The following is an 18,830-nucleotide window of genomic DNA, read 5'->3' as shown; positions in this document are numbered from 1 at the left end:
ACTTATCCTCTTTCTTCAGCATTAACAACGGGTGTACGGCGCAGGCGCTTCAGCACCAGGCTATGCAGCAGACAGCAGACGCCGAGATTCACGGCACCAATCAATGCCAGCCAGAGCAGATTAATCCAGCGATTCTGATTCCACTCAATAGGCAGCAGCGTGCTCAGGCCGGCAATCAGGCCCGATACCGCCCAGATCAGCGCCACGTCGCGCGTCAGCCAGCTGAAGTGGATACCCGGCGCAAAACGACGGTGTACCAGCCATGCCCAGCCAACCAGGTAGAAAATGTTCTGCGCCAGCCACAGCCAGCCGGTTCCCAGCGCGCCGTAGTGAATCGCACACCAGATGTTAAGCGGCACCAGCAGAATGGCAAACAGGGTAAAGCCCTGCATATGGAGTTTTAGGTTGCCATTCACGTACTGCAGGTGATAGAGCAAGCCACAGATCGCCTGAATTCCGCTGCCTAAGGCGTAAAGCGTCAGGACAAAAGCCATCTCATCGACAATCTGCGTTTTTTGCGTCCACGCCCAAAGCAGCGGACCAGAATAGCAGGCGATAGTGATACTGAGCGGGGCCATAAAAATGGCGACTGCCTGCGTGGTGTAACGGTAGAGACGCAGAGATTCCGCATCGCCCTGCTGCCGGGTTTTCATGCCGGTCATGCGCGGCACAATCGCCTGCATAATCGGGCTGCTGAGCAGCAGGATACCGGTCGCCGCCGTTGCCACGACGGTAAAGGATCCGTACTCGCTCAGCGGCAGGGTTTTAGACAGCACCAGACGGTCAATCTGCGAGATAAACGTCCAGATTGCGCTGGAGAACGCGGCGCTCAGCGCAAAGCGAATAAAAGGCCTCAGCACCTCTTTCAGGTCGCTGCGCTTCTCTTTGCGCGCGGCGCGCGGGATAAGCTGATACGCCTTCCAGATGCAGCAGCCCGCCTCGGCGATGGAGACCAGCAGCTGCCAGATAAAGAATGTCAGCACGGCGTTGGCGAAGAGCTGGATCACCAGCACCGCACCAAAGGTGCGCAGCGTGGTAATAGTCAGGTTAACGCCATTCAGCCAGACCTGATGTTCAAAGCCGATGATCACGCTGCGATAGGGACTGGTGCGCCAGCGAATGGCCGCGGTGATCACCATAATTGCCACGGCGATAACCACATCGCCGGCCGGCAAATGACGCGCATCCAGCCAGTGTGTCGCTATCCAGGGCGTTGCCAGCCAGCCCAGCACCACCAGCACCAGCGTGGAAAAAAGGAAAAAGCGCGTCAGGGTGGTAAACAGCGCCGGAAACCAGACAAATTCTTCCTGATTAGCGCGGTAGCGCGCCGCTTCACGCATCAGCGTGGTGGAGACGCCCGCATCCAGCAGCTGCAGCCAGGTCAGTAATATAGAAAAGAAGCCAACCAGGCCATACGCTTCCATCCCCAGATTCTGAATATAGAGCGGCACCACTAAAATACCTGACAGCGTCAGGTAGATCTGCCCGACATAGTTGGCAATCGCATTACGTTTGATAGACATAAAAGTATGGGGGTCTGGGTATTTTTCTCAATGTCTTCAAGCGTGACACAAAAATGTGACAGCGCCCACAGGAGTAATTCTTAAAAACCACCTGGCATTCACGCCGCAGCTTTTTCTTAAATTCATCAATAAAAAACAGAGATCGGGCCATTTTATCCGCCGCTGCTCTGTGAGCCCGACTGGCAGCGCAGGCAGTAGCGTTTCGCAGGCAGCAGATCGGCAGCGGGATCCGTTTGCCGTTTTAAAGCTTTTGATTGCCGGATAAATCATTTACCCCTTTTCCGGCGCTCTGGCAGGATTAAGACAATCAGTTCTCAATTAAACATTATCGATAACTTTTTGTTATAAGGAGCAGGTATGCGGATCCTAACGCTGGCGGGCAGCCCCCGTTTCCCTTCACGTTCGACGGCGCTGCTGACGCTTTGCCAGCGCCAGCTGGAAGCCCGGGGCGCCGAAGTTACTGCGTGGAATATTCACAATTTTCCGCCGGAAGATTTGATCCATGCCCGTTTCGACTCCCCTGCCCTGAATGCGTTTAAAGCTGACATCGCCAGCGCGACCGGCGTCATTATTTCTACTCCTGTCTATAAAGCGTCATTTGCAGGTGCGCTAAAAACTGTCCTGGATCTGCTGCCGGAGCGGGCGCTGGAAGAAAAAGTCGTACTGCCGCTGGCAAGTGGCGGCAGCGTGGCACATATGCTGGCGCTTGATTACGGGCTTAAACCGGTACTGAGCGCGCTGAAAGCGCAGGAGGTGTTACAGGGAGTGTTTGCGCAGGATCTGCAGATTACGCATTACGACCGCCAGCCGGAATTTGCCAGCGATCTCACTTCCCGTATTGATGATGCGCTGGAGAACTTCTGGCTCGCGCTGCAGCGCCGTCATCTGCCTTTTGCCCGGGCTGTCTGAGGAGAGACTATTGTGAAACGACTTATAACGGCTCTGCTGCTCCCGGCGCTGGCTGCCCTGTTTACCCTGACGGCCAGCGCAGCGGACGCGCCTTCTCAGATCCGTATCGGCTACCAGAAAGGCTCGGTCAGCATGGTGCTGGCAAAATCGCACCGGCTGCTGGAGCAGCGTTTTCCGGCGATGGCAATTAAGTGGATTGAGTTTCCTGCCGGCCCGCAAATGCTGGAAGCGCTTAACATCGGCAGTATCGATTTAGGCAGCACCGGGGATATTCCTCCGCTCTTTGCGCAGGCCGCCGGCGCCGATCTGCTTTATGTCGGATCGGAACCCGCGAAACCTAAAGCAGAAGTGATCCTGGTACCGCAGAACAGCCCCATCCACAGCGTGGCCGATCTGAAAGGCCGCAAAGTTGCTTTTCAGAAAGGCTCCAGCTCGCACAATCTGCTGCTGCGCGCGCTGCAGCAGGCGGACCTGAGTTTCGCTGATATTCAGCCGGTCTATCTGACGCCAGCCGATGCCCGCGCGGCGTTTCAGCAGGGTAACGTTGACGCCTGGGCGATCTGGGATCCTTATTACTCAGCCGCTCTGCAGCAGGGCAACGTGCGCGTCCTCACTGACGGCAGCACGCTGAACCTGACCGGCTCTTTCTATCTGGCGACCCGACAGTTTGCTGAAGCCAGTCCCGATACCCTCAGCCAGGTGCTGGCCACCTTCAGCGAGGCGGATGCGCTGACGCAGAGCCAGCGGACGCAGAGTATTGACCTGCTGGCGCAGGCGATGGGCCTGCCAAAACCGGTCCTGGCGAGCTATCTCGATCATCGTCCGCCTACCACGATTACCCCCGTCAGTGCACGCACCGCCGCCGCGCAGCAGCACACTGCCGATCTGTTTTACGCCAGCCATCTGTTGCCGGTAAAACTCACCATCGCTGACCGCATCTGGCAACCCCGGACGGCCCATTAATAAGGAACAACACAATGAGCATATCTGTTTTCTGGTTTCTTCCCACGCACGGCGATGGTCACTATCTGGGAACCGCCGAAGGCGCCCGTCCGGTGGATCACGGTTATCTGCAGCAGATAGCACAGGCCGCTGACCGGCTGGGCTTTGGCGGCGTGCTGATCCCGACCGGCCGCTCCTGCGAAGATGCCTGGCTGGTCGCTGCCTCACTGATTCCGGTAACGCAGCGCCTGCGCTTTCTGGTGGCACTGCGTCCCGGCGTGATCTCGCCGACCCAGGCAGCGCGTCAGGCGGCAACGCTGGATCGCCTCTCTAACGGTCGTGCGCTGTTTAACCTGGTGACCGGTGGCGATCCGGAAGAGCTGGCGGGCGATGGCGTTTTTCTCGACCATCGCGAACGCTATGCAGAATCGGCGGAATTTACCCGCATCTGGCGACGTGTTTCTGAAGGCGAAACGGTGGACTATGAGGGCAAACACGTCAAAGTGCGCGGTGCGCGCCTGATGTTCCGTTCGGTACAGCAGCCGCGTCCGCCACTCTGGTTCGGCGGCTCTTCTGATGCCGCGCAGGATCTGGCTGCTGAACAGGTTGACGTCTATCTCACCTGGGGAGAGCCGCCCGCGCTGGTTAAAGAGAAGATTGAGCAGGTGCGCGCCAAAGCCGCAGCGCAGGGGCGCACGGTGCGCTTCGGTATTCGTCTGCACGTGATTGTGCGCGAAACGAACGAAGAGGCGTGGCAGGCCGCGGATCGGCTTATTTCACATCTGGATGACGCCACGATTGCCAAAGCACAGGCGGCGTTTGCGCGCACGGATTCGGTCGGACAGCAGCGGATGGCTGCCCTGCACGGCGGCCAGCGCGATAAGCTGGAGATCAGTCCGAACCTCTGGGCTGGGGTTGGCCTGGTACGCGGCGGAGCCGGTACTGCGCTGGTCGGCGACGGGCCAACTGTCGCAGAACGTATGCGCGAATATCAGGCGCTGGGCATTGAGACCTTTATCCTTTCTGGCTATCCGCATCTGGAAGAAGCGTACCGCGTTGGCGAGCTGCTGTTTCCCCATCTTGACCTGGCCGCGCCGGAAGTGCCTGCACCGCGCATCGTGCAGGCGCATGGCGAAGCTGTGGCCAATGATTTTACGCCACAGAAAGTTGCGCAAAGCTAAGGAGTCACCATGTCTGAGCAGATAAAAACGCTGCGCAATGCGCTGCTGCCCTGGCTGCTGCCGGCGGGAATAGTGGCGATATGGCAGCTCGCTTCGTCGCAGGGCTGGCTCTCCACGCGTATTTTACCGGCGCCGGAGAAAATTGTGACCGCCTTCTGGCAGCTGACCGCCAGCGGTGAACTGTGGCAGCACCTGGCCATCAGCAGCTGGCGCGCACTAATCGGTTTTGCTATCGGCGGCACGATCGGGCTGGCGCTCGGACTCATCACCGGTACATCGCGCACCGGTGAGCGTCTGCTGGATACCTCGCTACAGATGCTGCGCAACGTGCCGCATCTGGCGCTGATCCCGCTGGTGATCCTCTGGTTTGGCATTGATGAATCGGCCAAAATTTTCCTGGTCGCACTCGGTACGCTGTTTCCGATCTACCTCAATACCTATCACGGGATCCGCAATATCGATCGCGGGCTGATAGAGATGGCGCGCAGCTATGGCCTCTCCGGCTGGTCGCTGTTTGCGCAGGTTATCCTGCCTGGCGCCCTGCCCGGCATCATGGTCGGGGTGCGCTTTGCGCTGGGTCTGATGTGGCTGACGCTGATTGTGGCTGAAACCATCTCGGCCAACTCCGGTATCGGCTATCTGGCGATGAACGCGCGCGAATTTTTGCAAACTGACGTGGTCGTGGTGGCCATTATTCTTTATGCCCTGCTGGGCAAACTGGCAGACGTGGCGGCGCAGCTGCTGGAGCGTATCTGGCTGCGCTGGCACCCGGCCTGGCAACTGAAGGAGAGCAACGCATGAGCAATGCCGTACAGAACCCGGCGCGCCTGATCAGCGGCACGCCGGTCGCCATCAGTAACCTCTCTAAGCACTATGGCAATCGTACTATTCTTGACCAGGTCAGCCTGCATATTCCGGCCGGGCAGTTTGTTGCCGTGGTCGGGCGCAGCGGCTGCGGTAAAAGCACCCTGCTGCGGCTGCTGGCCGGACTGGAAGTCGCCAGTCAGGGTGAGCTGCTGGCAGGCAACGCGCCGCTGGCCGCGGCGCGCGACGATACGCGACTGATGTTCCAGGATGCGCGTCTGCTGCCGTGGAAAAAAGTGATCGATAACGTCGGACTCGGCTTACGCGGCCGCGAATGGCGCAGCGCCGCGCTGGAGGCACTGGAGGCCGTGGGGCTTGCCGATCGCGCAAATGAGTGGCCTGCTGCCCTCTCGGGTGGACAGAAGCAGCGCGTGGCGCTGGCGCGGGCGCTGATCCACCGTCCTGGCTTACTGCTGCTGGATGAGCCGCTGGGCGCGCTGGATGCTTTAACCCGCATTGAGATGCAGGGACTGATTGAATCACTCTGGCAGCAGCACAATTTTACGGTACTGCTGGTGACGCATGACGTCAGCGAGGCGGTGGCGCTGGCCGATCGGGTGTTACTGATTGAAGAGGGGAAAATCGGGCTCGACCTGTCGGTCGATTTGCCGCGTCCGCGCCGCAAAGGCTCGGCGCGGCTGGCGGAGCTGGAAGCGAGCGTACTGGATCGGGTGATGACGCGCAGCGCCGCTGAGCAGCCGCTGCGCTTTGCCCGGCAGCGTTAACTGCCCTGCCCGCTGGCGGGTCTGTCCGCCAGCGGGCTGTGCATCAGTGATGCAGCAGGTCATCCACCACCTGCGCTTTACTTAGCTGGTAAGGGAAGAACGTGGGCCAGTTTTCCAGTTCATCAAACAGCGCAGCCTGCGAGACATTACCCGTAAAGATATGAAAGTGGGATGACTTACGCGGGCTGATAATGTGATCGCTGAACTGTACAAAGTGCGGCGCTTTACTGGCTTTATCAGTGCATTCAAACAGATAACGCACCCCTCTTTTACCGGAAACGTAGTTGAGCACCTTGTAACCTTTATAGGCATATTTACAGCTGCTGACCGCGCCTTTTTCGGTAAATTCCATCACGTCGTTTTCAATGCCGATGTCAGTAATATCGCTGGCATAGCCGGTGAGATAGTACTGTTTAATGTCGCTGAACGAGCGCGTTTTATCGGCTGCCGCTTTTTTTTGAAATACCGGATCCAGTGAGCCATCTCTGGCATAGGGATAAACGGACTGCCATACCCCTTCCCAGTCGGAAAGCGGCCGATCTTTCACATCGTCATCGGCAAAGATGCCGCTGGCCGCGCGCACCTCTTTTTCACTCAGTGGAGCACCGTGCGAATGACCGCCGTGTGCAAATACCGTTGAACTGCAGGCCAGCCCCAGAAATAGTGTCCAGTACGCTACTTTCATCTTGATATACTCACGCCTTGTTTTATTGATGTTATAACATAACATATAAGTCAGCGTAACGCACCCTGCCGGATTAGCGGCCAAAGTGGTGATTTATGAGAAGGTTTGGCGCGCCATACTGTAGTATCCGCATGGCCGCAAAAGGGCAGCCGCAACCGGTGACGGTTGCGGTTGCGGAGGATTACGCGTTCAGCGCTTTGGTGATTTTCTCATAGAGATCGCCGGAAAGATTATCCAGCCCCTTTAGCTGCTGCAGTGCCTGACGCATTAACGCCTGACGTCCTGCATCATAGCGCTTCAGGCGGATCAGGGGTTCAATCATGCGCGCGGCCACCTGCGGGTTACGCGTATTGAGATCGGTCAGCATCTCAACCAGGAACTGATAACCGCTGCCATCCTGCGCGTGAAACGCCGCCGGGTTACCCGCCGCGAATGCGCCAATCAGCGCCCGGATGCGGTTAGGGTTACCCATGGTGAAGGAGCGATGGTTCAGCAGCGCACGCACATTGCGTAACACTTCTGGCGCCGGGCTGGTCGCCTGCAGCATAAACCATTTATCCATGACCAGACCGTCCTGATGCCAGCGCTCATCCCAGGCGGCCAGCAGCGCGTCGCGGCACGGCAGCTGTGCCATCACCGCTGCCGAGAGCGCCGCCAGCGCATCAGTCATATTCGTGGCGTGCGCATACTGCGCCTGAACCAGACGATCGGCCTGCGTCGTATCCCCCAGAGCCAGATAGCTCAGGCAGACATTCTTCAGCGCGCGCCGGCCAATTTCCGCATGATCAACGCGATATTCGCTGCTCTGGCTGGCCAGATAGAGCGCATAGCACTCGTCGTTCAGCTCGTTTGCCAGCGTGCGCATCAGCGCATGGCGTACGGCGGCAATCGCCTGTGGATCGATGATGTCGAACAGCTCTGCTATCTCATTTTCTGATGGCAGGGTCAGGATCAGCGCCATCAGCGCCGGATCGCCCTGCTCATCCAGCAGCACCGCCCGGAAAGCGTCAGCAACGTGCAGAGGCAGCGACAGCGGCTGGCCCTGCTGGTAGCGCGCGACGTTGAGACGAATATAGGTTGCGAGCAGACTCTGCGCCGCATCCCAGCGGGAAAACTCATTGCTCGCGTGACGCATCAGGAAGGTGAGCTGTGCGTCGCTCCACTTATAATCGAGTTTTACCGGTGCAGAGAATTCACGCAGCAGTGACGGCACCGGCTGAAAATAGACGTTATCAAAGACAAACGTCTGGAACGCCTGCGTCACGTTCAGCACGTGATGTACCGGCTGGCCGTTATGCTGCAGGGGGATCACTTTGCCTTCATTATCGTAGAGTTCGATATCCAGCGGAATGTGCAGCGGCAGCTTCTCCTGACCATCTGCGGTTGGCGGCGTATGCTGGGTCACGTGCAGGGTATACTGCTCCAGCTCCGGATTATAGTCATCGCGCACGCTCACGACCGGCGTGCCTGACTGGCTGTACCAGCGACGGAACTGGGTTAAATCGACGCCAGAGGCATCTTCCATCGCCTGGACAAAATCGTCGCAGGTTGCCGCACTGCCGTCGTGACGTTCAAAGTAGCACTGCATGCCCTGCTGAAACTTCTCTTCACCCAGCAGCGTGTGCATCATGCGGATCACTTCCGATCCCTTCTCGTACACCGTCAGGGTATAGAAGTTATTCATCTCTATAACCTGATCCGGCCGGATCGGGTGCGCCATCGGGCTGGCATCTTCGGCAAACTGCGCACCGCGCATCACCCGCACGTTATCAATACGATTCACCGCGCGGGAGCCGAGATCGGAGCTGAACTCCTGATCGCGGAATACCGTCAGACCCTCTTTCAGGCTGAGCTGAAACCAGTCGCGACAGGTGACGCGGTTACCGGTCCAGTTATGGAAATATTCATGGCCGATCACCGCCTCGATGCCGAGATAATCTTTATCCGTCGCGGTTTCCGCTTTTGCCAGCACATATTTGGAGTTAAAGACGTTGAGGCCTTTGTTCTCCATCGCGCCCATATTGAAGAAATCCACGGCGACAATCATAAAGATATCGAGGTCATATTCGAGACCAAAACGCTCTTCATCCCACTTCATGCTGGCTTTCAGCGAGGTCATTGCCCAGTCGGCACGATCGAGATTACCGCGGTCAACAAAGATCTCCAGCGCGACGTCGCGCCCTGAACGGGTGGTAAAACTGTCGCGCAGCACATCAAAATCACCTGCCACCAGCGCAAACAGATAGCAGGGTTTCGGGAACGGATCCTGCCACGTCACCCAGTGACGCCCGTCGTCCAGCTCGCCGCTCTTTAGCTTGTTACCGTTGGAGAGCAGATACGGGTAGCGCACCGGGTCGGCCCGGAGCGTGGTGGTAAAGCGCGCCAGAACGTCAGGACGATCCAGGTACCAGGTGATGTGCCGGAAACCCTCCGCCTCACACTGGGTGCAGAGCGCCTCGCCCGACTGATACAGCCCTTCCAGCGCGCTGTTTTTAGCCGGATGGATCAGGTTTACAATGCGCAGCGTGAAGTTGTCAGGCAGCTGACTGAGGATCAGCGCCCCCGCCTCTTCGCGATAGTGCGGCCAGGGCGCGCCATCTACCGTCAGCTCAACCAGCGTTAACGCTTCACCATCAAGATGCAGATCGGCGTCTGCTGCGCCGAGACGTTTGACCTGACTGATGGCTGTTACGCGTGTTTCTGTTGCATCCAGATCAAACGTCAGGTCGATATCCGTAATGGTGTAATCAGGCGCCCGGTAGTCGTGGCGATATTTAATGTGCGGCTGTTGCGTCATATATCCTTCTCGCATCGTTGTTATGTTGAGGCCATCCTGTTGCGGTGGCGCAAATATCTCAAAGTCTAAGCGGCCTGACGGCGAGTTGCCATGCGCAATGCGCGCTGGCGCAGAAAAGGCTACAATTCAGTAACAATGGCACAATTGCCCCTCGACCCGCCACCTGCAAATGTGGTGTGATCGCAGAGATTACTGTTTTATACTCCTGCGTCTTTAGGATTTTGTTAAACACCGGGCTCTGCTCCGCGGAAGAGGATGCTGAAACGCACCATGACTGGACACGCTTCCCCGATTTTGACCACGCTGCTTGATACCGATGCGTACAAGCTTCATATGCAGCAGGCCGTATATCATCGTTACTACGATGTCCCGGTTACCGCAGAATTTCGCTGTCGCAGCGATGAACAGCTTGGCCGGTATGCCAGCGAGATTCGCGCGCAAATTGATACTTTGCAAGATCTGACCCTGAGCGACGATGAGTTTGCCTGGCTCAGTAACCTGCCTTTTTTCCAGCACGACTATCTGACCTGGCTACGCGCCTTTCGCTTCAATCCGGCGCAGGTTGAGGTACGGGACGAGCGGGGCCAGCTGCGCATCCAGATCCGCGGCCCGTGGCGTGAGGTCATTCTGTGGGAAGTGCCGCTGCTGGCGCTGATCAGTGAAGTGGTACATCGCCACCGCACGCCGCAGATCGCCGCAGAGCAGGCGGTCGCGCATCTGCAGCAAAAACTTTCAGCCTTTCAGACGCAGGTTGCCGATCTCGATATGTCGCGCTTTCAGCTGATGGATTTCGGCACGCGCCGCCGCTATTCACAGGAGGTGCAGGAAGCGATTGTCAGTACGCTGAAAGCGGAGTTTCCGTGGCTGGTGGGCACCAGTAATTACGATCTGGCGCGTCGTCTGCAGCTGACGCCGGTCGGCACCCAGGCCCATGAGTGGTTTCAGGCGCATCAGCAGATCAGCCCGGTGCTGGCCAACAGCCAGCGCGCGGCGCTGCAGTCGTGGCTGGATGAGTATGATAACCAGCTGGGCATTGCGCTCACGGACTGCATCACCATGGACGCCTTTTTGCGCGATTTTGGTCCCGGCTTTGCCCATCGCTATCAGGGACTGCGCCACGACTCCGGCGATCCGGTTGAGTGGGGCGAGAAAGCCGTTGCGCACTATGAGCGGCTCGGTATCGATCCGCGCAGCAAAACGCTGGTGTTCTCTGACAATCTCAACCTGGATAAAGCGCTGGCGCTCTATCGTCACTTTGGTCAGCGTGCCAACGTGGTGTTTGGTATTGGCACGCGCCTGACCTGCGACATTCCGGGCGTAACGCCGCTTAACATCGTGATTAAACTGGTCAGCTGCAATGGCAAACCGGTCGCTAAACTCTCTGACAGTCCGGGTAAAACGATTTGTCAGGATAAAGCCTTTGTGCGTGCACTGCGCAAAGCATTTGACCTGCCGCTGGTTAAACGCGCCAGCTGACCTGCCCCGGGCGGGGTTCACTCCCCTGCCCGCCGCCATTAAAATCACTCACTTCCCGCAATTTTGCTTGTTTCCTGATGGCTCGCAAGTAACATAGCAACACCCCTGAACGTGGGAGAATTGGCTGTTTCTGTCAGCACCGTACGTCACCTGTGACGATAGCGAGATGCGACGGGACACCCGTTATTTCATCTATATATAGAGAGATTTTTATGAGCGTAGTGCCTGTAGCGGATGTACTGCACGGCCGGGTCGCGGTTGACAGTGAAGTCACCGTACGCGGCTGGGTGCGTACCCGAAGAGATTCCAAAGCCGGTCTTTCCTTTATCGCCGTTTATGACGGCTCCTGCTTTAATCCCGTTCAGGCTGTCGTCAATAATTCTCTGAATAATTATCAGGATGAAGTGCTGCGTCTGACCACCGGCTGCTCGGTCATTGTTACCGGCACCGTAGTGGAATCACCGGGCCAGGGCCAGGCATTTGAGCTGCAGGCCACCCGTGTTGAAGTGACCGGCTGGGTTGACGATCCTGACACTTACCCGATGGCTGCCAAACGTCACAGCATCGAGTATCTGCGCGAAGTGGCTCACCTGCGCCCGCGTACTAATCTGGTTGGCGCCGTCGCGCGCGTGCGTCATACCCTGGCGCAGGCGCTGCATCGCTTTTTCCATGAGAACGGCTATTTCTGGGTTTCCACGCCGCTGATCACCGCATCAGATACGGAAGGCGCAGGCGAAATGTTCCGCGTATCGACGCTCGATATGGAAAACCTGCCGCGCGATCCGCAGGGTAAAGTGGATTATGACAAAGATTTCTTCGGTAAAGAGGCGTTCCTGACCGTATCAGGCCAGCTGAATGCTGAAACGTATGCCTGTGCGTTGTCAAAAGTCTACACCTTTGGCCCAACGTTCCGTGCGGAAAACTCCAACACCAGCCGTCACCTGGCGGAATTCTGGATGCTGGAGCCGGAAGTGGCGTTTGCCACGCTGGATGACGCCGCAGCGCTGGCTGAAGCGATGCTGAAATATGTCTTCAAAGCTGTACTGAATGAACGTGCCGATGACATGGCGTTCTTCGCCGAGCGCGTGGATAAAGATGCCATTGCGCGCCTTGAGCGTTTTGTTACCACCGATTTTGCACAGGTAGACTATACCGACGCAGTTGACATATTGCTGAAAAGCGGCCAGAGCTTTGAAAACCCGATTGCATGGGGTGTGGATCTCTCTTCTGAACATGAGCGCTATCTGGCCGAAAAACACTTCAAGGCGCCGGTGGTGGTGAAGAACTACCCGAAAGATATTAAAGCGTTCTACATGCGTATGAATGATGACGGTAAAACCGTAGCGGCAATGGACGTGCTGGCACCGGGCATTGGTGAAATCATTGGTGGATCGCAGCGTGAAGAGCGGCTGGATGTGCTGGATGCCCGTCTGGCAGAGATGGGGCTGAATAAAGAGGATTACTGGTGGTATCGCGACCTGCGTCGTTACGGCACCGTACCGCACGCCGGCTTTGGTTTAGGGTTTGAACGTTTGATCGCCTATGTCACCGGCGTACAAAATGTAAGGGACGTTATCCCCTTCCCGCGTACCCCGCGCAACGCTAATTTCTGATTTCTGCAATTAAATATAAGAAATTCATATATATACCGAGGTCGGCACTGCCGGCCTTTTTTTATTTTTGTAAATCTTGAGATATCTCACAAAGTTCCGTAATTATTACAAATTGTCACACAATTTTTCTTTTTGATACTCAATTAGGAGATTTGAATCATTTTCGGGCTAGAAATAGCAACTGCGGAGTGAAAAGATGCGTGCAGACATATGAGACACCAAACTTCTTTCAGGGTTCCTGTAAAGTTTTCCTGACGGCAGTGGCAGGTGTCCAGATAACTCCAATGAGGGTAATAAATAATGATGAAGCGCAACATTCTTGCAGTGGTTATCCCTGCTCTGTTAGCTGCCGGTGCAGCAAATGCAGCAGAAATCTATAACAAAGATGGCAACAAACTGGACCTCTACGGAAAAGTTGACGCACGCCACACATTCTCTGACGACGCTGGCAACGATGGCGACGCCTCTTATGTGCGCTTTGGTTTCAAGGGTGAAACGCAGATTACCGACCAGCTGACCGGCTACGGCCAGTGGGAATACAACATCCAGGCAAACGTTGCTGAATCTCAGGGTACTGAAGGTTCCAAAACCCGTCTGGGCTTTGCCGGTCTGAAATTTGGCGACTACGGCTCATTCGACTACGGTCGTAACTACGGCGTAGGCTACGATCCACTGGCGTGGACCGACGTTCTGCCAGTATTCGGCGGCGACTCTGGCCGTTCTGACAACTTTATGCTGGGTCGTTCTAACGGTCTGGCGACCTACCGCAACAGCAACTTCTTTGGTCTGGTTGATGGCCTGGCGTTCGCTGCTCAGTATCAGGGCAAAAACGAAGAGTCCGCCAATGGCCGTAGCGCAGATCGCGCAAACGGCGACGGCTGGGGTACTTCTTTAACCTATACCTCTGAGATCGGCGTAGGCATCTCTGCTGCGTACACCTCTTCTGACCGTACCAACGGCCAGCAGGCTAACTTCTACGGTAACGGCAGCGAGAAAGCTGACGCCTGGTCAACCGCGCTGAAATATGACGCGAACAACGTGTACCTGGCTGCGATGTACGGTGAGAGCCGTAACTCAACCTGGATCAGCACTGCTGCTAACGGCGCGACCCCGGCCCTTGCTGGTGCAGTAAACAAAGAGCAGAAGTTTGAAGCCGTTGCTCAGTACCAGTTCGACTTCGGTCTGCGTCCATCCCTGGCTTACGTCCAGTCTAAAGGCAAGGATATCGAGACCTGGGGCGATCAGGACCTGTATAAGTACGTTTCAGTGGGTACTTATTACTACTTCAACAAAAACATGTCTACCTATGTTGACTACCAGATCAACCTGATGGATGACAACGACTTTACCCGCGCAGCTGGCATCACTACTGATGACACCGTTGGCGTAGGCCTGGTTTACCAGTTCTGATTCTGCGAATCAGCACGGTTTAACCACGTAAAACGGAGCCTGATGGCTCCGTTTTTCTTTTCAGTGATCTACCTCGCAATTAGCAGTGCTTATATCCGCCACCGGCACAATTCTTTTTGAGATGGCCGGTTGGCAAGCCTCGCGTCTGACGTTAACCTGATAGCTCATTTCGCTAAAGTTCACCCAAACGGAACTGACTCATGTTTGAATCTATCTCTGCCGCACCTGCCGACCCTATTCTGGGGCTGGCCGATCTGTTTCGCGCTGATGACCGTCCGCATAAAATTAATCTGGGCATTGGCGTATACAAAGATGAAACCGGAAAAACGCCGGTGCTGACCAGCGTGAAAAAAGCTGAGCAGTACCTGCTGGAAAATGAGACGACCAAAAACTATCTGAGCATTGACGGCCTGCCCGATTTTGCCCGCTGCACTCAGGCGCTGCTGTTTGGCAACGACAGCCCGCTTATCGCCGCAGGCCGCGCCTGCACGGCGCAGACGCCAGGCGGCACCGGTGCCCTGCGCGTGGCGGCGGATTTTCTCGCCACGCAGACCAGCGTTAAACGCGTCTGGATAAGCAATCCAAGCTGGCCAAACCATAAAAACGTGTTTAACGCTGCCGGCCTCGAGGTGTGTGAATATCAGTACTACGACGCCGCAAACCACACGCTCGATTTCGACGGCATGCTGGCAGCGCTGCAGCAGGCGCAGGCGGGCGACGTGGTGCTGTTCCACGGCTGCTGCCATAACCCGACCGGCATCGACCCGACGCGCGAGCAGTGGCAACAGCTCGCAACGCTGTCACAGGAAAAGGGCTGGCTGCCGCTGTTTGACTTCGCCTATCAGGGTTTTGCACGCGGTCTGGACGAAGATGCTGAAGGCCTGCGCATTTTTGCCGCAGCCCACCAGGAGCTGCTGGTTGCCAGCTCCTACTCTAAGAACTTTGGTCTCTATAACGAGCGCGTCGGCGCCCTGACGCTGGTAGCGGCCAGCAGCGACGCGGCTAAAACCGCGTTCAGCCAGGTGAAATACAGCATCCGTGCCAACTACTCCAATCCGCCGTCGCACGGCGCTGCCGTTGTCGCCACTATCCTCAGCAATGAGGCGCTGCGGACTATCTGGGTACAGGAGCTGACCGATATGCGTCAGCGTATTCAGCGTATGCGTCAGCTGTTTGTGAACACGCTGGCAGAAAAAGGCGCGCGCCAGGATTTCAGCTTCATCATCAAACAGAACGGCATGTTCTCATTCAGCGGCCTGACCAAAGATCAGGTCGTGCGTCTGCGTGATGAATTCGGCGTGTACGCGGTAAACTCAGGTCGCGTTAACGTGGCAGGCATGACGCCGGATAATATGTCGGCGCTGTGTGAAGCGATAGTCGCAGTACTCTAAGCGAAATGCGTGAACAGGCGGCGGGTGAGGCTCTCACCCGCCGCTTTTTTTATGGCTACTGCAGGAAAGGATTGGTCAGACGCTCACGTCCCAGCGTGGATACCGGCCCGTGCCCGGGTACAAACGCAATGTCGTCGCCCAGCGGCAGCAGTTTGGTTTTGATGGCGTTGATCAGATCGCTGTGGCTGCCCTGCGGGAAGTCGGTGCGCCCGACGCCGCCGCTAAAGATCACGTCTCCTGAGATAAGCAGCTTTCCGGCGCGATCGAAAAAGACAATGTGCCCCGGGGTATGACCCGGACAGTGCAGCACCTCCAGCGCCACGTTGCCCAGCTCTACCACATCACCCTCTTCCAGCCAGCGATCCGGCGTCAGCGGTGCACACTCCGGCAGCCCAAACATCCGGCTCTGCGTGGGCAGATTATCGAGCCAGACTTTGTCCAGCTGATGCGGGCCGGTCACCGGTATCTGGAAATGGGCCGCCAGCTCAGCCGCCGCGCCGGCATGGTCGAGGTGGCCGTGCGTCAGCAAAATCTGCGACGGCTTCAGGCCGCGCTCCGCCAGCGCCGCTTTGATGGTTTCCGCATCGCCGCCAGGATCGACCAGGGCTGCAATGCCCGTCTCTTCATCCCAGATAGCTGAACAGTTTTGCGAAAAGGCGGTAACCGGAATAATGTGATAATTCATAACGCTCCATGACCGGCACACGCAGCGCTGCCGGCATCAGGACCAGTGCCTTGCAGGCCCGGTATCTATGTGTACGAAGTTGCTGCGTGGATAATATCCTACACCACCCGCGCGCATAGATAACGCCGCTTTACGCACGTTACTCAGGGCAATGCCCTCAATATGGAAATCCATCGCCTGGCCTTTGGTGTGATAGCTATGCTTCGCCACGCCAGGGCCCGATTCGCGCAGCATGTTGTTGGTCGACAGCGTACGATAACCTGAGATGAGCTGTACCGGTTTACGGGTATCCAGCAGCGCCTGCAGGCGGTAGAGCTGATCAAACAGATGGGGATCGATGCTTTTCACTTTATTTGCGCGGTAGTCGCGGAAAAAGTGATTAAGACGCGCCAGTTCGTCGCGATCGTAGCTTTTACCGTTGAAAAACTCGGTTTTGAGGGTTTCACCGGTATGCATGTTGCTGAGCGTCAGAATACGCGGACGTGAGGTCGACACAGAGGCCAGCGCTGAGCCGGGGAGCAGGGAGAGGCCTGCTGCTGCGCCGCCAAGCAGCAGTAAGCGGCGGCGCTGAGAATCGATATTAGCCATGAAACGAGGTTACCTGAATAAAACACATTGAATGTGTAAAAAGTACACAAGGCCGCACAGTAACGGCAGCATGGATATCAGTCAACCCGGAATCTGTCTCAGAATGTGCAAAACCCGACCAGAAGCAAATTTCTGGCCGGGTTTCAGGGGCGTTTCGCTTATCAACAATCTGGCGAAAATCAGCACGCTACAGCAGGAGCTGTCCTGCCCGGGCCAGCACCTGGCTGCCGGAGCGCGCCGTATTATCATAATTGTAAATATCTGTACGATATTGCGCCTGCCCGTCATCGCTGACCCAGGCGGTCAGATAGTACAGATTGACCGGGATACGATGCCGAATCGGCACATAGCGCGTGTCACCCTGCTTCAGCGTGCTGGAAATACGGCTGTCGTTCCAGCCAGCATCCTGCAGCAGCAGGTTAGCCAGATCGGAGGCTTTATTTACGCGTACGCAGCCGGAGCTGAGTGCGCGAATATCGCGCTGAAACAGGCCGTGGTTTGGCGTATCGTGCAGATAGATGGCGTCTGAACTGGGCATATTAAACTTATAACGTCCCAATGAATTGGTGGCGCCCGGTGCCTGACGGATGCGATACGGGAAGCTGGCAGCAGAAACCATCTGCCAGTTGATCATCGTCGGGTCGATCACTTCAGCGTCAGCGCTCCAGCCTGACAGCAGCGTATAGCCGTGCCGGTAGAGATAACCAGGATCCTGTTTCACCTTCGGCACAATATCCTGACGCACCAGCGTGGTTGGCACGTTCCACGGCGGATTGAGCACCACGTTGTTCAGCGCACTGCGCATAAGCGGCGTTTTGCGATCGGGCCGTCCGACAATAACCCGCGATGAGAGCACCGTGCTGCCGTTGTTATAGTAGGTCAGCGAATAGTTGGGAATATTCACCATTATCCCGTTATGCATATCATCCGGCAGCAGCCGCAGACGCTGAATGTTCAGCGCCAGCAGTGAGGCGCGCATCTGCGGGGAGACATTGAGCCACTCGCGGGTGCGCGGGCCAATTGCGCCGTCATCCGCCAGCCCCTGCCAGTGCTGAAAGCGCTTCACGCCCTCAACCAGCGCAGTGTCATAGATATTGCCGGCTGCAGAAGGCGATCCGGCCAGTATATTTCCTGCCGGCTGCGGCGTCGGGGCCGGAAGATCGGTGACGCTGGTGGCGGAAGGACTTACTGCCACCGGCTGGCTTTCAGCAACCGGCACGGCGCCCGCCGGCACTGCATCTTCATCCGGTGCAGGCGTAGTGGCGTGGTCAGATGCGGTCAGCATACCGGTGCGCTGAAGAATTTCCCGCAGCGCCGGCACATCATCGCTGACCTGCCCCGGACGCAGCGTCGCTTTGTCACGCAGCTGCGGCCAGGGACGATTATCCGTCAGCAGCGTCTTCAGCGCCGCATGCATCGGCTGATACTGCGGATGCTGCGGCTGCAGTGAGGCCACAAACGCGCGGCTGCCGCCAGCGTTAACCGCGTTCTGCCACTGATTGATTGCTGACAGCGACGGCATGGTAAGCCTGTAAGGCACATTGCCATAAAGCCAGGTTTCACCCTGCGCCGGTACGCCCGCCACAAACTGCAGGTAACCCAGCATGGCATCGCTCAGCACCACGTCGCGCGCAAAGCCTTTAATGTCCGGATCGGTCAGCCGCTCAACCCAGCGGCTGAACTGTGGCTGCACGCCTGAAAGCGCGACCTCAGCCAGCTGCTGCTGAAACGCCTGCACCGTATCGCGGTCCTGCCAGAGCGGCGCCATTCCGCGCGCGGCATAAAGACCCGCCAGACCCGGCAGGTAAAAAGGGCGATCGCTGGCGCTGAATGCCTGCAGGATCTGCTGCTGGCTGGCCGCCACTGACGTGGTGCCGTGCCCGCCGGCTGTCATGCTGGCGGTTTGTGCAGCCTGCCCCGCGGCCAGTGGCAAGCCTGCCAGCACGACACTAAACACCAGCGCCATGCGATTAAATCTGAACGTTTTACTCAGCAACATCCCTGCCCCCTGTTACCTGAGACGCAGCCTGCCCTGTGCGCT

Annotated in this window: 15 protein-coding genes; 9 read left to right on the top strand and 6 right to left on the bottom strand. The window is 57.2% G+C overall.

Going from position 1 to position 18,830, the window contains the following annotated elements:
• Positions 1-2: 2 nt before the first annotated feature.
• Complete coding sequence (locus LAC65_RS05595) at positions 3-1,523, bottom strand: lipopolysaccharide biosynthesis protein (protein WP_039383621.1); 1,521 nt, start codon at positions 1,521-1,523, stop codon at positions 3-5.
• A 357-nt stretch (positions 1,524-1,880) separates the two neighbouring features.
• Between LAC65_RS05595 and ssuE the strand changes: the two genes are divergently transcribed.
• Genes ssuE through ssuB form a run of 5 tightly spaced genes read left to right on the top strand, consistent with a single transcriptional unit; the run spans position 1,881 to position 6,144 of the window.
• Positions 1,881-2,432 (top strand): NADPH-dependent FMN reductase, encoded by a 552-nt coding sequence (gene ssuE, locus LAC65_RS05590; RefSeq protein ID WP_039383618.1) that lies wholly within the window; start codon positions 1,881-1,883, stop codon positions 2,430-2,432.
• Positions 2,433-2,444: 12 nt separating this feature from the next.
• The gene (locus LAC65_RS05585) at positions 2,445-3,395 is read left to right on the top strand and encodes a sulfonate ABC transporter substrate-binding protein (RefSeq protein WP_039383615.1); all 951 of its coding nucleotides are present in this window, start codon (positions 2,445-2,447) and stop codon (positions 3,393-3,395) included.
• A gap of 14 nt (positions 3,396-3,409) precedes the next feature.
• On the top strand, positions 3,410-4,555 hold the full coding sequence (ssuD, locus tag LAC65_RS05580; protein WP_039383611.1) for an FMNH2-dependent alkanesulfonate monooxygenase: 1,146 nt from the start codon (positions 3,410-3,412) through the stop codon (positions 4,553-4,555).
• 9 nt (positions 4,556-4,564) lie between these two features.
• The gene (gene ssuC / locus LAC65_RS05575) at positions 4,565-5,356 is read left to right on the top strand and encodes an aliphatic sulfonate ABC transporter permease SsuC (RefSeq protein ID WP_039383609.1); all 792 of its coding nucleotides are present in this window, start codon (positions 4,565-4,567) and stop codon (positions 5,354-5,356) included.
• Complete coding sequence (gene ssuB / locus LAC65_RS05570; RefSeq protein ID WP_039383607.1) at positions 5,353-6,144, top strand: aliphatic sulfonates ABC transporter ATP-binding protein; 792 nt, start codon at positions 5,353-5,355, stop codon at positions 6,142-6,144. The genes ssuC and ssuB overlap by 4 nt, the downstream gene beginning before the upstream one ends.
• Positions 6,145-6,187: 43 nt before the next feature.
• Here the strand turns inward: ssuB and zinT are convergent, their stop codons facing one another.
• On the bottom strand, positions 6,188-6,829 hold the full coding sequence (gene zinT, locus LAC65_RS05565) for a metal-binding protein ZinT (protein WP_039383604.1): 642 nt from the start codon (positions 6,827-6,829) through the stop codon (positions 6,188-6,190).
• Positions 6,830-7,010: 181 nt separating this feature from the next.
• On the bottom strand, positions 7,011-9,626 hold the full coding sequence (gene pepN / locus LAC65_RS05560) for an aminopeptidase N (protein WP_039383602.1): 2,616 nt from the start codon (positions 9,624-9,626) through the stop codon (positions 7,011-7,013).
• 270 nt (positions 9,627-9,896) lie between these two features.
• Between pepN and pncB the strand changes: the two genes are divergently transcribed.
• The 4 genes from pncB (at position 9,897) to LAC65_RS05540 (ending at position 15,516) form a co-directional block, all read left to right on the top strand.
• Positions 9,897-11,102, top strand: a complete 1,206-nt coding sequence (gene pncB / locus LAC65_RS05555; protein WP_039385774.1) for a nicotinate phosphoribosyltransferase — start codon at positions 9,897-9,899, stop codon at positions 11,100-11,102.
• Positions 11,103-11,314: 212 nt separating this feature from the next.
• A complete protein-coding gene (gene asnS / locus LAC65_RS05550; protein ID WP_039383599.1) occupies positions 11,315-12,715 on the top strand; it encodes an asparagine--tRNA ligase in 1,401 nt (466 codons plus the stop codon).
• Between the two features lie 300 nt (positions 12,716-13,015).
• Positions 13,016-14,125 carry a porin OmpC gene (gene ompC / locus LAC65_RS05545; RefSeq protein WP_071668705.1) on the top strand — a complete coding sequence of 370 codons (1,110 nt, stop codon included), beginning with the start codon at positions 13,016-13,018 and terminating at the stop codon, positions 14,123-14,125.
• Between the two features lie 200 nt (positions 14,126-14,325).
• Complete coding sequence (locus LAC65_RS05540; protein WP_039383594.1) at positions 14,326-15,516, top strand: amino acid aminotransferase; 1,191 nt, start codon at positions 14,326-14,328, stop codon at positions 15,514-15,516.
• Positions 15,517-15,571: 55 nt separating this feature from the next.
• Here LAC65_RS05540 and LAC65_RS05535 read toward each other — a convergent pair whose 3' ends face one another.
• From LAC65_RS05535 to ldtD, 3 genes are all read right to left on the bottom strand, one after another.
• A complete protein-coding gene (locus LAC65_RS05535; protein WP_039383592.1) occupies positions 15,572-16,201 on the bottom strand; it encodes an MBL fold metallo-hydrolase in 630 nt (209 codons plus the stop codon).
• Between the two features lie 36 nt (positions 16,202-16,237).
• Entirely contained in the window at positions 16,238-16,789 is a 552-nt protein-coding gene (mepK, locus tag LAC65_RS05530; RefSeq protein WP_039383591.1) for a peptidoglycan L,D-endopeptidase MepK, read from the bottom strand.
• 187 nt (positions 16,790-16,976) lie between these two features.
• Positions 16,977-18,788, bottom strand: a complete 1,812-nt coding sequence (gene ldtD / locus LAC65_RS05525) for a L,D-transpeptidase (RefSeq protein WP_039383589.1) — start codon at positions 18,786-18,788, stop codon at positions 16,977-16,979.
• Positions 18,789-18,830: the final 42 nt, after the last annotated feature.

Source organism: Pantoea eucrina, from assembly GCF_020079945.1.
Taxonomy (GTDB): Bacteria; Pseudomonadota; Gammaproteobacteria; order Enterobacterales; family Enterobacteriaceae; genus Pantoea; species Pantoea eucrina.
The sequence above is the reverse complement of the archived record's forward strand: the minus strand, read 5'-3'. Positions and strand labels throughout refer to the sequence as shown.